Consider the following 14,797-nt stretch of genomic DNA (forward strand, 5'->3'; position numbering starts at 1 on the left):
TTCCTGTAATTTGGTAAAGTGTAAAACTAGAATGAAAAATTTTTTGTGGTAAAATGAAATAATGTAAGTTCAATTAGGAAGTGAAAATATGGTAGAGGAAGCCTATTTTTATCGAGATACATGGGCAGAAGTTGATTTAGATTGCATTGCTGAAAATATTACATCCGTTCGAAACCATTTACCCCAAGAGGTTGATATTTTTGCGGTTGTAAAAGCAAATGGCTACGGTCATGGTGATGTGCAGGTAGCGAAAACGGCACTTGAAGCTGGGGCAAGCTATTTAGCGGTTGCTTTTATGGATGAAGCAATTGCTCTAAGAAATAAAGGAGTCGATGCTCCTATCCTTGTATTAGGAGCAACTCGCCCTGAGGATATTCGAATGGCTGCAGAGTATCATATTACCCTTACTGTTTTTCAGAAGGATTGGTTACAGGAAGGGCAAAAACACTTAAATGTAGATGATCAAGTATCCGTGCATATTAAGGTCGATACAGGTATGGGTAGAATTGGGGTTCGTGACAGCGAGGAATTAAAAGCTGTGGAAGAGATGATTCTTGCGGATAAGCGTTTTGATTTAGAAGGGATTTACACGCATTTTGCTACAGCGGATGAACTGGATACAAGTTACACCAAGCAGCAATTCGCACAATTTGAGAGAATGCTTAGTGTCCTTAAAAAACGTCCAAGATATGTTCATTGCAGTAATAGTGCAGCGGCCTTACGTTTTCCTAAGACCTACTTTAATGCGGTAAGAATTGGGATTGCGATGTATGGTTTAACGCCATCACCTGAAATGGAACAAGAAATCCCTTTTCCATTACATGAAGCCTTTTCACTACGGACGCGGCTTGTCCATGTGAAACAACTGAAAAAGGGCGATAAGGTGAGCTATGGGGCCACTTACGAAAGTGAGGGAGACGAGTGGATTGGGACCATTCCAATTGGTTATGCTGATGGTTGGATTCGCCGGCTTCAAGGTCAGGAAGTACTAGTGGATGGGCAGCGTTCGCCCATTGTCGGCAGGATCTGTATGGATCAATGTATGATCCGTCTCCCTAAATATATTCCAATTGGGACAACGGTCACATTAATCGGCCGTCAGGATCATCAATTTATATCTGTTAATGAGATTGCAGCGAAACTAGAGACAATTAATTATGAGGTGCCTTGTATTATTGCAAATCGAGTTCCGCGCCTATATAAACAAGGTGGGAAAATTGTCGATTTAAAAAATTACCTTTTAACCAATTAATATGCGTAAATAAAGAAATTCGCACATATTTATGATATTGCGGTAAATTGTGCATAAAAGCATCTTTTATTGGCTTATAATACAGTAGAATTATATTTAGTCTATGAATTGGGCTCGATTAGTGTTATTATAAAATATGGTACAGAGAAAAAATGGTGTGTAGTGATGGTGGAGGTGTATGTTTGTGGCTGAATCTGGCGCAACTACGGAAATCTTAGTGAAGTTACCGCAACATCTTTTAACTGAGTTAGATGGTTTCGTTAAACAAGAAAATGTAAACCGAAGCGAGTTTATCTACCAAGCAACAAAAATGTATTTACGCGAACGGAAAAAGAGACAAATTCGCGAAGCCATGAGACGTGGATACATGGAAATGGCAAAGATCAATCTAACCATTGCATCGGAAGCATTCCTAGCAGAATACGAGGCAGAACACGCAGTTGAACGTCTTGTCAGCGGAGGATAAACCCTTGATTGTCAAGCGTGGTGACGTTTATTTCGCGGACCTATCCCCAGTTGTTGGTTCTGAACAAGGCGGCGTCCGACCTGTACTTGTCATCCAAAACGACATCGGGAATCGGTTTAGTCCCACAGTGATTATTGCAGCGATTACTGCTCAAATTCAAAAAGCCAAGCTTCCTACACATGTAGAAATTGATGCGAAGCGCTACGGATTTGAACGAGATTCGGTCATTCTGTTAGAGCAAATTCGTACAATTGATAAGCAGCGGTTAACCGACAAAATCACCCATCTCGATGACGAAATGATGGAAAAAGTGGATGAAGCCTTACAGATTAGCTTAGGTCTCATCGAATTCTAGTTTAAAATACGCTCTTTTTAAAGGGCGTTTTTTCATACATACCCTGTCTCTTTAATCATTCTGCTTATGAGCAAGCTTTTATTAGCTTGCTTTTCTTTTTGTCTGAAAATAGTTCATTTGCCAGACAACATGAAAATGGACCGTGAATTTGATACAATATGGAAAAAAGGATGGAGGAAGAATCTTTGAACGATACAGTTGTAAAGGATGATCAGCTTTTAGGTAAAATTGCTGGGGAGCTGGCGATATCATCAAAACAAGTAAAGAGTGTTATTTCCCTTTTGGATGAAGGGAACACTGTTCCATTTATCGCCCGTTATCGAAAAGAAATGACAGGTGCGCTTGATGAAGTGCAAATTCGGAACATTTTAGACCGCTGGCAATATATTCAAAACCTTGAACAAAGAAAAGGAGAAGTCCTTCGTATTATTGAAGAACAAGGAAAGTTAACGGATGAATTAACGAAGGCTATTACAAAGGCGGAAAAGCTCCAAGAAGTTGAAGATATATATCGGCCTTATAAACAAAAAAGACGGACCAAGGCGACAATCGCAAAAGAAAAAGGGCTAGAACCATTTGCGGAATGGCTGATGACATTCCCTAAGGAAGGAATCGATGAAAAGGCAAAGGAATTCCTTTCGGAAGAAAAGCAGGTGCTTACAATAGAAGATGTGATTGCCGGTGCGAAAGACATCTTAGCTGAACAAGTCTCCGATGATGCGGAAAGCCGTAAATGGATTCGTAAAGAAACCTTTAAATCAGGTACTGTTGCATCGGTGGTTAAGGATGCTGAAAAAGACGAGAAAAATATTTATGAAATGTACTATGAATATGAAGAACCGGTAAACAAAATTGTTCCTCACCGAATCCTAGCTTTAAATCGGGGTGAAAAGGAAGAGGTCCTCCGTGTCGCGGTTAAAATGAATGCTGATCTCATCATTACGTATTTGTCGAGAAAGTGGATTCGCCAACAGCACTCACCTGCAGCCTCGATTGTATTGGAATCCATCGAAGATAGTTACAAGAGATTGATTCAGCCATCGATTGAACGGGAGATTCGGGCAGAATTAACTGAAAAAGGTGAAGAGCAAGCAATACATATTTTTTCTGAAAATCTTAGGAATTTGTTGTTGCAGCCGCCATTAAAAGGGAAGGTAGTCATTGGGGTTGACCCTGCCTACCGGACAGGCTGTAAATTAGCGGTAGTGGATGAGACTGGAAAAGTACTTAAAATTGATGTCATTTACCCTCATCCCCCTGTTTCAAAAACAAAAGAGGCCCGCGAGAAATTTATCAATATCCTACGCGAGTATAAAGTAGAAATGGCCGCCATTGGAAATGGTACAGCATCGAGGGAAACAGAACAGTTTGTTGCTGATATCTTAAAAGAAATGGATGAGGAAATTTTCTATTTAATTGTCAATGAAGCGGGTGCTAGCGTGTACTCTGCCTCAGAGCTTGCTAGAGAAGAGTTTCCAGATTTACATGTTGAAGAAAGAAGTGCTGCCTCGATTGCCCGGCGCTTGCAGGATCCTTTAGCGGAATTGGTGAAAATTGACCCGAAATCGGTAGGGGTTGGTCAATATCAGCATGATGTTTCCCAAAAACGCTTATCAGAATCGTTGCACTTTGTGGTGGAAACAGCGGTAAACCAGGTTGGTGTTAACGTCAATACGGCTTCCTCTTCGCTATTACAATATGTAGCTGGACTAAACAAAACAGCTGCCAATAATATTGTGAAAAAACGGGAAGAGGAAGGGAAGTTTACGAGCAGGGTTCAATTAAAGAAAGTTCCTCGTCTCGGAGCGAAAACCTATGAGCAGGCAATTGGCTTCCTGCGAATATTAGATGGTAAACAACCCCTTGATCGGACTGGGATTCATCCAGAAAACTACGATGAAGTGAAAAAGTTATTAACCAGCCTAGGTTTTACGGCTAAGGATTTAGGTACCGAAGAACTAAAAGCGGCGCTTAACGGCCTTGATTTGAAATCAATCTCTGCAGAGTTATCGATTGGCGAATTAACCCTAAAGGATATCATTGATGCATTAGTAAGACCCGAACGAGATCCACGTGATGAATTACCACGTCCTTTACTGAAAAAGGATGTTTTAAAGTTAGAGGATTTACAGGCAGGCATGGAACTCCAAGGCACCGTTCGTAACGTCGTAGACTTTGGGGCTTTTGTTGACATCGGTGTGAAGCAGGATGGGCTTGTTCATATCTCAAAATTGAGCAATCGCTTTGTTAAACATCCATTAGATATTGTCTCCGTTGGTGATGTAGTAACCGTTTGGGTGGACTCAGTTGATATGAAGAAAGGCCGTGTTGCCTTAACAATGCTGGCGCCAAAATAAGATTCATTTGGACATGATAAGAAGGGAAACACTGCTTTTAGGAGCAGTGTTTTTTTCTGTATAAAAACCAGCACTGGTTTAGGAGCTTTATCTGATAGCGGTCCTTCTCGTAGAAAGCCCTTTTCATTTGGTTTTGCAACCAATTTGGCATAATGTAAAACCTCCCGAAAAAACACATCTCATTAAAGGTATATACAATATATGCTATAATAGGTTGTCACGTTCGCTAGAAAGTGAGGAACTCTGAAAATGGAACAGAGAGAACTTCAATTATTGGTGGAAAAAATATCAGTTGAATCATTTGGAAAGCCATTTAAGCATCAAGCTTCGTTTAATCCGCGATTGAGATCTACGGGGGGAAGGTATCTCCTCGGCACTCATAATATAGAAATCAACAAAAAGTATTTAGACCAGTTGGGTGAAAATGAGTTAATCGGAATCATTAAGCATGAACTCTGCCATTATCACCTTCATCTTGAAAAGAAAGGATATCAGCATAGGGATCCAGAGTTTAAGGCATTATTAAAAAGGACCGGTGCACCACGATTTTGTAATCAGCTCCCTGAAAGAAAAGCAAAACGTACGGCCAAAAAACTTCTTATTTATCAATGCACAAAATGCCACTTAACCTATCAACGAAAAAAAAGTATCAATACTAGCAGATATGTCTGTGGAAAATGCAGGGGAAAGCTGATTAAAATAAGTGAAATAGATATATAATGATGTATGTAATCGGATGGGAAAATCTTTATCTAAAATCATATTGACTTTATTCTGTAACGTCATTATAATGTAAAGAGTCGATAGGGCAAATGCCTTATTTCAATATTATTCCGCAGTAGCTCAGTGGTAGAGCTATCGGCTGTTAACCGATCGGTCGTAGGTTCGAGTCCTACCTGCGGAGCCATATGGGGAAGTACTCAAGTGGCTGAAGAGGCGCCCCTGCTAAGGGTGTAGGTCGGGTGACCGGCGCGAGGGTTCAAATCCCTCCTTCTCCGCCATATAATTTTTCTTTGTCGGCCCCTTGGTCAAGCGGTTAAGACACCTCCCTTTCACGGAGGTAACACGGGTTCGAGTCCCGTAGGGGTCATCTGGGACGGGGAATGACTTTGATTCATTTCCTGTTTCTTATTCATCTTTTGTAAATATTATTGGGCTATAGCCAAGCGGTAAGGCATCGCACTTTGACTGCGACATGCGTTGGTTCAAATCCAGCTAGCCCAGCCATTTTCTTTTAAAATAATTATATGCGGGTGTGGCGGAATTGGCAGACGCACCAGACTTAGGATCTGGCGCCGCAAGGCGTGGGGGTTCGACTCCCTTCACCCGCACCAATTATTTCCTCTTGTATCATCTTGGGTGATGTGATATTATAATCATTGTCGCTGATTAATACGCGGTCGTGGCGGAATGGCAGACGCGCTAGGTTGAGGGCCTAGTGGGAGTTAAATCCCGTGGAAGTTCAAGTCTTCTCGGCCGCACCAATTAACTTCTTGACAAGTAAAGTTGATTGTGATATAGTATAAAAGTTGCTTTAACTTTGCGCCCGTAGCTCAACTGGATAGAGTATCTGACTACGAATCAGAAGGTTGTAGGTTCGACCCCTGTCGGGCGCACCATTATATCGGGAAGTAGCTCAGCTTGGTAGAGCACTTGGTTTGGGACCAAGGGGTCGCAGGTTCGAATCCTGTCTTCCCGACCATCAAATTTTATATGCGGGTGTAGTTTACTGGTAAAACCTCAGCCTTCCAAGCTGATGTAGTGGGTTCGATTCCCATCACCCGCTCCAACTTATTTGAATATTGTTCTTTGAAAACTAAACAAACAAAAACGTCAACAAACAATAATATTAGTTTCATTTGAAACTAAGCCAACGTAACAAAATGAGCTAAATCAACTTTCTCGGAGAGTTTGATCCTGGCTCAGGACGAACGCTGGCGGCGTGCCTAATACATGCAAGTCGAGCGAATCTTTAGGAGCTTGCTCCTGAAGATTAGCGGCGGACGGGTGAGTAACACGTGGGCAACCTGCCTGTAAGACTGGGATAACATCGGGAAACCGATGCTAATACCGGATAACCCTTTTCCTCTCATGAGGAAAAGCTGAAAGTCGGTTTACGCTGACACTTACAGATGGGCCCGCGGCGCATTAGCTAGTTGGTGAGGTAACGGCTCACCAAGGCGACGATGCGTAGCCGACCTGAGAGGGTGATCGGCCACACTGGGACTGAGACACGGCCCAGACTCCTACGGGAGGCAGCAGTAGGGAATCTTCCACAATGGACGAAAGTCTGATGGAGCAACGCCGCGTGAGCGATGAAGGCCTTCGGGTCGTAAAGCTCTGTTGTTAGGGAAGAACAAGTACCGGAGTAACTGCCGGTACCTTGACGGTACCTAACCAGAAAGCCACGGCTAACTACGTGCCAGCAGCCGCGGTAATACGTAGGTGGCAAGCGTTGTCCGGAATTATTGGGCGTAAAGCGCGCGCAGGCGGTCCTTTAAGTCTGATGTGAAAGCCCACGGCTCAACCGTGGAGGGTCATTGGAAACTGGGGGACTTGAGTGCAGAAGAGGAAAGCGGAATTCCACGTGTAGCGGTGAAATGCGTAGAGATGTGGAGGAACACCAGTGGCGAAGGCGGCTTTCTGGTCTGTAACTGACGCTGAGGCGCGAAAGCGTGGGGAGCAAACAGGATTAGATACCCTGGTAGTCCACGCCGTAAACGATGAGTGCTAAGTGTTAGGGGGTTTCCGCCCCTTAGTGCTGCAGCTAACGCATTAAGCACTCCGCCTGGGGAGTACGGCCGCAAGGCTGAAACTCAAAGGAATTGACGGGGGCCCGCACAAGCGGTGGAGCATGTGGTTTAATTCGAAGCAACGCGAAGAACCTTACCAGGTCTTGACATCCTCTGACACTCCTAGAGATAGGAATTTCCCCTTCGGGGGACAGAGTGACAGGTGGTGCATGGTTGTCGTCAGCTCGTGTCGTGAGATGTTGGGTTAAGTCCCGCAACGAGCGCAACCCTTGTTCTTAGTTGCCAGCATTCAGTTGGGCACTCTAAGGAGACTGCCGGTGACAAACCGGAGGAAGGTGGGGATGACGTCAAATCATCATGCCCCTTATGACCTGGGCTACACACGTGCTACAATGGATGGTACAAAGGGCAGCAAAGCCGCGAGGCCTAGCCAATCCCATAAAACCATTCTCAGTTCGGATTGTAGGCTGCAACTCGCCTACATGAAGCCGGAATCGCTAGTAATCGCGGATCAGCATGCCGCGGTGAATACGTTCCCGGGCCTTGTACACACCGCCCGTCACACCACGAGAGTTTGTAACACCCGAAGTCGGTGGGGTAACCGTAAGGAGCCAGCCGCCTAAGGTGGGACAGATGATTGGGGTGAAGTCGTAACAAGGTAGCCGTATCGGAAGGTGCGGCTGGATCACCTCCTTTCTAAGGAATATGCAGTCCTTGTGGACTGATAAAAGTTGACCGCTTTTTGTTTGTTTAGTTTTGAGAGTGCAATCTCTCAAAGTTTGTTCCTTGAAAACTAGATAATCGTAAGAAGAAGCAAGAAAACATCGAGTAATCGCCATTTTAGTTTTCTCTCTTAAGTAATTAAGAGAAATAACCTTTTAGGTTAAGTTAGAAAGGGCGCACGGTGAATGCCTTGGCACTAGGAGCCGATGAAGGACGGGACTAACACCGATATGCTTCGGGGAGCTGTAAGTAAGCTTTGATCCGGAGATTTCCGAATGGGGGAACCCACTGCTCGTAATGGAGCAGTATCTTTACCTGAATACATAGGGTATTGATGGCATACCCGGGGAACTGAAACATCTAAGTACCCGGAGGAAGAGAAAGCAAACGCGATTCCCTGAGTAGCGGCGAGCGAAACGGGACATAGCCCAAACCAAGAGGCTTGCCTCTTGGGGTTGTAGGACACTCAACATGGAGTTACAAAGGAACGGGGTAAATGAAGCGATCTGGAAAGGTCCGTCATAGAAGGTAAAAACCCTGTAGTTGAAACTTCGTTCCCTCCTGAGTGGATCCTGAGTACGGCCGGACACGAGAAATCCGGTCGGAAGCAGGGAGGACCATCTCCCAAGGCTAAATACTCCCTAGTGACCGATAGTGAACCAGTACCGTGAGGGAAAGGTGAAAAGCACCCCGGAAGGGGAGTGAAATAGTTCCTGAAACCGTGTGCCTACAAGTAGTCAGAGCCCGTTCATGGGTGATGGCGTGCCTTTTGTAGAATGAACCGGCGAGTTACGATCCCATGCAAGGTTAAGTTGAAAAGACGGAGCCGCAGCGAAAGCGAGTCTGAATAGGGCGAATGAGTATGTGGTCGTAGACCCGAAACCAGGTGATCTACCCATGTCCAGGGTGAAGTCCAGGTAACACTGGATGGAGGCCCGAACCCACGCACGTTGAAAAGTGCGGGGATGAGGTGTGGGTAGCGGAGAAATTCCAATCGAACTTGGAGATAGCTGGTTCTCTCCGAAATAGCTTTAGGGCTAGCCTCACGTAGTAAGAGTCTTGGAGGTAGAGCACTGTTTGGACTAGGGGCCCTCATCGGGTTACCGAATTCAGACAAACTCCGAATGCCAAAGACTTATCCGTGGGAGTCAGACTGCGAGTGATAAGATCCGTAGTCAAAAGGGAAACAGCCCAGACCACCAGCTAAGGTCCCAAAGTATACGTTAAGTGGAAAAGGATGTGGAGTTGCTTAGACAACCAGGATGTTGGCTTAGAAGCAGCCACCATTTAAAGAGTGCGTAATAGCTCACTGGTCGAGTGACTCTGCGCCGAAAATGTACCGGGGCTAAACGTATCACCGAAGCTGTGGATTGACACCATCAGGTGTCAGTGGTAGGAGAGCGTTCTAAGGGCGTTGAAGCTAGACCGTAAGGACTGGTGGAGCGCTTAGAAGTGAGAATGCCGGTATGAGTAGCGAAAGATGAGTGAGAATCTCATCCACCGAATGCCTAAGGTTTCCTGAGGAAGGCTCGTCCGCTCAGGGTTAGTCGGGACCTAAGCCGAGGCCGAAAGGCGTAGGCGATGGACAACAGGTTGATATTCCTGTACCACCTCTTTATCGTTTGAGTGATGGGGGGACGCAGGAGGATAGGGTAAGCGCGCTGTTGGATATGCGCGTCTAAGCAGTTAGGCTGGTGAATAGGAAAATCCGTTCACCGTGAAGGCTGAGCTGTGACAGCGAGGGAAATTTAGTACCGAAGTTCCTGATTCCACACTGCCAAGAAAAGCCTCTAGCGAGATAAAAGGTGCCCGTACCGCAAACCGACACAGGTAGGCGAGGAGAGAATCCTAAGGTGAGCGAGAGAACTCTCGTTAAGGAACTCGGCAAAATGACCCCGTAACTTCGGGAGAAGGGGTGCTCTTTGAGGTTCATAGCCTCGAAGAGCCGCAGTGAATAGGCCCAGGCGACTGTTTAGCAAAAACACAGGTCTCTGCGAAGCCGCAAGGCGAAGTATAGGGGCTGACGCCTGCCCGGTGCTGGAAGGTTAAGAGGAGGGGTTAGCGCAAGCGAAGCTCTGAATCGAAGCCCCAGTAAACGGCGGCCGTAACTATAACGGTCCTAAGGTAGCGAAATTCCTTGTCGGGTAAGTTCCGACCCGCACGAAAGGCGTAACGATCTGGGCACTGTCTCAACGAGAGACTCGGTGAAATTATAGTACCTGTGAAGATGCAGGTTACCCGCGACAGGACGGAAAGACCCCGTGGAGCTTTACTGTAGCCTGATATTGAATTTTGGTACAGCTTGTACAGGATAGGTAGGAGCCTGAGAAGCCGGAGCGCTAGCTTCGGTGGAGGCGTCGGTGGGATACTACCCTGGCTGTATTGAAATTCTAACCCGCACCCCTTATCGGGGTGGGAGACAGTGTCAGGTGGGCAGTTTGACTGGGGCGGTCGCCTCCTAAAGAGTAACGGAGGCGCCCAAAGGTTCCCTCAGAATGGTTGGAAATCATTCGTAGAGTGTAAAGGCACAAGGGAGCTTGACTGCGAGACCTACAAGTCGAGCAGGGACGAAAGTCGGGCTTAGTGATCCGGTGGTTCCGCATGGAAGGGCCATCGCTCAACGGATAAAAGCTACCCCGGGGATAACAGGCTTATCTCCCCCAAGAGTCCACATCGACGGGGAGGTTTGGCACCTCGATGTCGGCTCATCGCATCCTGGGGCTGTAGTCGGTCCCAAGGGTTGGGCTGTTCGCCCATTAAAGCGGTACGCGAGCTGGGTTCAGAACGTCGTGAGACAGTTCGGTCCCTATCCGTCGTGGGCGCAGGAAATTTGAGAGGAGCTGTCCTTAGTACGAGAGGACCGGGATGGACGCACCGCTGGTGTACCAGTTGTCTTGCCAAAGGCATCGCTGGGTAGCTATGTGCGGACGGGATAAGTGCTGAAAGCATCTAAGCATGAAGCCCCCCTCAAGATGAGATTTCCCATAGCGTCAAGCTAGTAAGAACCCTGAAAGATGATCAGGTTGATAGGTCAGAGGTGGAAGCGTGGCGACATGTGGAGCTGACTGATACTAATCGTTCGAGGACTTAACCATTTATATTAGATGAACTCATGTTTTACAAACTTCTTCTGCATTATCTAGTTTTGAGGGAATGAACCTCTAATTAAATAGTCTGGTAATTAAGGCGAGAAGGTCACACCCGTTCCCATACCGAACACGGAAGTTAAGCTTCTCAGCGCCGATGGTAGTTGGGACACGCGTCCCTGTGAGAGTAGGACGTTGCCAGGCTGTTTATTTTATAAACAACTTTTATACTTTTATTGTCGCGGGGTGGAGCAGTCTGGTAGCTCGTCGGGCTCATAACCCGAAGGTCGCAGGTTCAAATCCTGCCCCCGCAATTTGGTCTGGTAGTTCAGTTGGTTAGAATGCCTGCCTGTCACGCAGGAGGTCGCGGGTTCGAGTCCCGTCCAGACCGCCATTTATAGTTTTTTAAAACTAGTCGAAACAGAGTTTCGTCTTTTTTTTTGCCTTTAAAAGTTGGCTTGCTTTTTGAAGTATGCAAAACTCGAATATAAACCAGATTGTTATCTGCGCTGATTGAAAGAGGTTATCCGCCGATTGGTGGGGATTATCCGCCGATTGGGAGTTATTCGCTGATTGAGAGAGGTTATCCGCCGATTGGAGGAGGTTATCCACCGATTGGTGGGGATTATCCACCGATTGGGGAGTTATTCGCTGATTGGGAGAGGCTATCCGCCGATTGGGAGAGGTTATCCACCGATTGGAGGAGATTATCCGCCGATTGGGGAGTTATTCGCTGATTGAGAGAGGTTATCCGCCGATTGGGAGAGGCTATCCACCGATTGGTGGAGGTTATCCGCCGATTGAAGTGCGAACTCCACTTTTTTCCTTGATTGACGCACGTTTCACGGCTACTATATGAGCCTTTTTTTGCTCAATTATAAGAAATCATGTAAACTACATAGGGTATAGGCATCCTTAGGAAAGATCCTAAGGTTTTTTTTTGGCCAAAATAAGGTAAAATGAAGATAGATTGTTATGTGAAAGTAAAAGGTGATGGCATGGAACAATTTGAACTGAATACGACGAATTCTGAAGAGACGACCGAGTTTGCCATTAAGTTGGCCGGCTATTTACAACCTGGTGATGTCATTGCCCTTGAGGGTGATCTAGGCGCTGGTAAAACAACTTTTACAAAAGGGTTAGCTAAGGGTCTTGAAATAAAGAAAACAGTTAACAGTCCGACATTTACCATTATTAAAGAATATAGAGGCAGGCTGCCCTTGTACCATATGGATGTATATCGGGTAACCGATGCTTGTGAAGACCTTGGTTTTCATGAATACTTTGAAGGGGATGGTGTTACAGTAGTGGAATGGGCTCATTTAATTGATGAGCAGCTGCCAGCAGAATTGTTAACCATTAACCTCTATCATGAAGGTCCTGATCAGCGGAAAATCGTTGTAGTACCAAAAGGAAAACGATATGAGCAATTATGTAAGGAGATTTTTGAATGACAATATTAGCGATTGATACTTCTAACTATACCTTAGGGGTAGCGCTTTTAGAAGAGAATCAGGTCCTTGGGGAATATATGACAAATTTAAAAAAGAATCACTCTGTTCGCATTATGCCGGCTATTGAGACCTTAATGAAGGATTGTGGAAGGGTGCCTGCAGATTTAACGAAGATTGTGGTGGCAAAGGGACCTGGTTCCTATACAGGAGTTAGAATTGGGGTAACCATTGCCAAGACATTAGCATGGACGTTAAATATTCCGTTAGTTGGTATTTCAAGCCTGGAAATTTTGGCGGCGGGAGTGGGACGATACTTTGAGGGTTTTGTGTCACCGTTATTTGATGCAAGAAGAGGACAAGTTTATACGGCCCTCTATCAGTATCAACACGGAGAACTTCAAGCGGCAGTACCGGATCAATTGGTTATGCTAGCCGATTGGGCAGCAAAGTTAAATGAACTAGACAAACCTGTTTTGTTTATTGGAAATGACTTGCCCATCCACAAAGCTGCTATTGAAGAAGTGTTAGGCGAAAAAGCGATTTTTGCGAGCATAACAGAACATAATCCACGCCCAGCAGAGCTTGCCTTGCTTGGGATGAACCAACCTGGGGAAGACATACATTCCTTTGTTCCCAATTATATTCGTTTGGCGGAAGCTGAAGCGAAGTGGTTAGAGGCAAAAGGGAAAATTTTAAAATGATAAGGATAGAGATAAATGGTAGATTCTTTTGTTTTTCGTTATATGAGGGAAGAGGATATAGACCAAGTGTTAGAAGTGGAGCATGCCTCCTTTACATTACCATGGAGTCGGGAAGCATTTTATAACGAACTACACAATAACAAATTTGCCGTCTATATTGTCATTGAAGATCATCAGAAAGTTGTCGGCTATTGTGGGGCTTGGATTGTAGTGGACGAAGCACATGTTACCAATGTTGCCATACTGCCAGAATATAGAGGGAAAAAACTTGGCGAGGCATTGATGAATAAATTAATGTCTGTTGCCCGTGAGATGGGGACAAAAAGTATGACACTGGAAGTACGTGTCACAAATCATGTCGCGCAATCATTATACCGAAAGTTTGGTTTTCAAAATGGCGGCATTCGTAAAAATTATTATTCCGATAATCAAGAAGATGCACTAATAATGTGGGTGAACTTATGAAGAAAGATTTGTATATACTTGGAATTGAAACAAGCTGTGATGAAACAGCAGTCGCTATTATAAAAAATGGCCGAGAAATTGTCGCGAATGTAGTCGCGTCACAAATTGAAAGTCATAAAAGATTTGGCGGCGTGGTACCGGAAATTGCATCCCGCCACCATGTTGAGCAAATTACGATTGTGTTAGAGGAGGCCTTGCAGCAAGCAGAGCTGACTTTTTCAGAGATTGATGCCATTGCTGTTACAGAAGGTCCAGGATTAGTAGGAGCCCTGTTAATTGGCGTAAATGCTGCCAAAGCACTTGCCTTTGCTCATAACAAACCACTCGTGCCTGTTCATCACATTGCCGGTCATATTTACGCAAATCGGCTGGTGACAGAATTTACATTCCCGCTCTTAGCGCTTGTTGTATCAGGAGGGCATACAGAGCTTGTCTATATGAAGGAACATGGCCATTTTGAGGTCATTGGTGAAACCAGGGATGACGCCGCAGGGGAGGCATACGATAAGGTAGCAAGAACGTTACATATGCCATATCCTGGCGGTCCGCATATTGATCGTTTGGCACATGAAGGAAACCCGACGATCCATTTGCCAAGGGCATGGCTGGAAGAGGGCTCCTATGATTTTAGTTTTAGCGGATTGAAATCAGCTGTCATTAATACTGTTCATAACGCGGAACAACGGGGTGAAGTAATTGCTCCAGAAGATTTAGCTGCAAGCTTTCAAGCAAGTGTCGTAGAAGTGCTGGTGAAGAAGACGGAGAAAGCTGTAGCACAATATGGCGTCAAGCAAGTGTTAGTTGCAGGCGGTGTTGCTGCCAATAAAGGGCTAAGAAGTGCTCTCGAGCTGGCCTTTTCCAACAAGCCGGATATTCAATTAGTGATTCCGCCTATATCGTTATGTACGGATAATGCTGCGATGATTGCTGCTGCTGGAAGTGTTATGTTTGAAAAAGGAGTTAGGGCTGAAATGAGTCTTAACGCCAATCCAGGACTCGATATTGAACTCTACAATGAATAAGGATTTCCCAAAAGAGTCTGGTCTCTCCTGAATTGATATTCGGAGAGTCAGGCACTTTGTTACGGGGAAATCCTCTTTTTGTGGATAATTTTATCGTAAAAATGAAGTTAAAAACCATTGTCATGTGGATAAGTCTGTGGATTATGTTGATAATGTGGATAAA

11 protein-coding genes, 11 tRNA genes and 3 rRNA genes are annotated in these 14,797 nt (G+C 45.3%); 24 read left to right on the forward strand and 1 reads right to left on the reverse strand.

Annotated elements, in window-relative coordinates; translation table 11 throughout:
- Positions 1–88: 88 nt before the first annotated feature.
- From alr to AC4E8C_RS01435, 4 genes are all read left to right on the forward strand, one after another.
- The gene (alr, locus tag AC4E8C_RS01420) at positions 89–1,252 is read left to right on the forward strand and encodes an alanine racemase (protein ID WP_490209697.1); all 1,164 of its coding nucleotides are present in this window, start codon (positions 89–91) and stop codon (positions 1,250–1,252) included.
- A gap of 184 nt (positions 1,253–1,436) precedes the next feature.
- Positions 1,437–1,718 carry a CopG family ribbon-helix-helix protein gene (locus tag AC4E8C_RS01425; RefSeq protein WP_490209699.1) on the forward strand — a complete coding sequence of 94 codons (282 nt, stop codon included), beginning with the start codon at positions 1,437–1,439 and terminating at the stop codon, positions 1,716–1,718.
- Positions 1,719–1,722: 4 nt separating this feature from the next.
- Positions 1,723–2,073, forward strand: coding sequence for a type II toxin-antitoxin system endoribonuclease NdoA (gene ndoA, locus AC4E8C_RS01430; RefSeq protein ID WP_019156408.1), 351 nt, complete (start codon positions 1,723–1,725; stop codon positions 2,071–2,073).
- 170 nt (positions 2,074–2,243) lie between these two features.
- On the forward strand, positions 2,244–4,430 hold the full coding sequence (locus AC4E8C_RS01435; protein WP_490209702.1) for a Tex family protein: 2,187 nt from the start codon (positions 2,244–2,246) through the stop codon (positions 4,428–4,430).
- 37 nt (positions 4,431–4,467) lie between these two features.
- Here the strand turns inward: AC4E8C_RS01435 and cmpA are convergent, their stop codons facing one another.
- On the reverse strand, positions 4,468–4,581 hold the full coding sequence (gene cmpA / locus AC4E8C_RS01440; RefSeq protein WP_490209704.1) for a cortex morphogenetic protein CmpA: 114 nt from the start codon (positions 4,579–4,581) through the stop codon (positions 4,468–4,470).
- Positions 4,582–4,679: 98 nt separating this feature from the next.
- Here cmpA and AC4E8C_RS01445 point away from each other — a divergent pair, with 98 nt between their 5' ends.
- From AC4E8C_RS01445 to tsaD, 20 genes are all read left to right on the forward strand, one after another.
- Entirely contained in the window at positions 4,680–5,150 is a 471-nt protein-coding gene (locus AC4E8C_RS01445; RefSeq protein ID WP_490209706.1) for a SprT family protein, read from the forward strand.
- A gap of 112 nt (positions 5,151–5,262) precedes the next feature.
- A tRNA-Asn gene (locus tag AC4E8C_RS01450) sits at positions 5,263–5,337 on the forward strand.
- 3 nt (positions 5,338–5,340) lie between these two features.
- Positions 5,341–5,431 (forward strand) — tRNA-Ser (locus AC4E8C_RS01455).
- Between the two features lie 17 nt (positions 5,432–5,448).
- Positions 5,449–5,520: transfer RNA gene (locus AC4E8C_RS01460), tRNA-Glu, on the forward strand.
- Between the two features lie 62 nt (positions 5,521–5,582).
- Positions 5,583–5,657, forward strand: a tRNA-Gln gene (locus AC4E8C_RS01465).
- A 22-nt stretch (positions 5,658–5,679) separates the two neighbouring features.
- A tRNA-Leu gene (locus AC4E8C_RS01470) sits at positions 5,680–5,764 on the forward strand.
- Positions 5,765–5,826: 62 nt separating this feature from the next.
- Positions 5,827–5,914, forward strand: a tRNA-Leu gene (locus AC4E8C_RS01475).
- A gap of 58 nt (positions 5,915–5,972) precedes the next feature.
- Positions 5,973–6,049 (forward strand) — tRNA-Arg (locus tag AC4E8C_RS01480).
- A gap of 6 nt (positions 6,050–6,055) precedes the next feature.
- Positions 6,056–6,132 (forward strand) — tRNA-Pro (locus tag AC4E8C_RS01485).
- A gap of 13 nt (positions 6,133–6,145) precedes the next feature.
- Positions 6,146–6,219: transfer RNA gene (locus tag AC4E8C_RS01490), tRNA-Gly, on the forward strand.
- 110 nt (positions 6,220–6,329) lie between these two features.
- Positions 6,330–7,879, forward strand: a 16S ribosomal RNA gene (locus AC4E8C_RS01495).
- Between the two features lie 185 nt (positions 7,880–8,064).
- Positions 8,065–11,001, forward strand: a 23S ribosomal RNA gene (locus AC4E8C_RS01500).
- A 78-nt stretch (positions 11,002–11,079) separates the two neighbouring features.
- Positions 11,080–11,196, forward strand: a 5S ribosomal RNA gene (gene rrf / locus AC4E8C_RS01505).
- The 16S, 23S and 5S rRNA genes sit together here with 11 tRNA genes alongside, the layout of an rRNA operon.
- 36 nt (positions 11,197–11,232) lie before the next feature.
- Positions 11,233–11,306: transfer RNA gene (locus tag AC4E8C_RS01510), tRNA-Met, on the forward strand.
- 3 nt (positions 11,307–11,309) lie between these two features.
- Positions 11,310–11,386: transfer RNA gene (locus AC4E8C_RS01515), tRNA-Asp, on the forward strand.
- 179 nt (positions 11,387–11,565) lie between these two features.
- A complete protein-coding gene (locus tag AC4E8C_RS01520; RefSeq protein ID WP_490209708.1) occupies positions 11,566–11,733 on the forward strand; it encodes a hypothetical protein in 168 nt (55 codons plus the stop codon).
- 257 nt (positions 11,734–11,990) lie between these two features.
- The gene (gene tsaE / locus AC4E8C_RS01525) at positions 11,991–12,446 is read left to right on the forward strand and encodes a tRNA (adenosine(37)-N6)-threonylcarbamoyltransferase complex ATPase subunit type 1 TsaE (protein ID WP_490209710.1); all 456 of its coding nucleotides are present in this window, start codon (positions 11,991–11,993) and stop codon (positions 12,444–12,446) included.
- A complete protein-coding gene (gene tsaB, locus AC4E8C_RS01530; RefSeq protein WP_490209712.1) occupies positions 12,443–13,147 on the forward strand; it encodes a tRNA (adenosine(37)-N6)-threonylcarbamoyltransferase complex dimerization subunit type 1 TsaB in 705 nt (234 codons plus the stop codon). Before tsaE ends, tsaB begins: the two co-directional genes overlap by 4 nt.
- Positions 13,148–13,162: 15 nt before the next feature.
- Positions 13,163–13,612, forward strand: a complete 450-nt coding sequence (gene rimI, locus AC4E8C_RS01535) for a ribosomal protein S18-alanine N-acetyltransferase (protein WP_490209713.1) — start codon at positions 13,163–13,165, stop codon at positions 13,610–13,612.
- Complete coding sequence (gene tsaD, locus AC4E8C_RS01540) at positions 13,609–14,634, forward strand: tRNA (adenosine(37)-N6)-threonylcarbamoyltransferase complex transferase subunit TsaD (RefSeq protein WP_490209715.1); 1,026 nt, start codon at positions 13,609–13,611, stop codon at positions 14,632–14,634. Before rimI ends, tsaD begins: the two co-directional genes overlap by 4 nt.
- Positions 14,635–14,797 lie beyond the last annotated feature (163 nt).

The sequence above is a fragment of the Neobacillus sp. SRL179 genome (assembly GCF_984799095.1).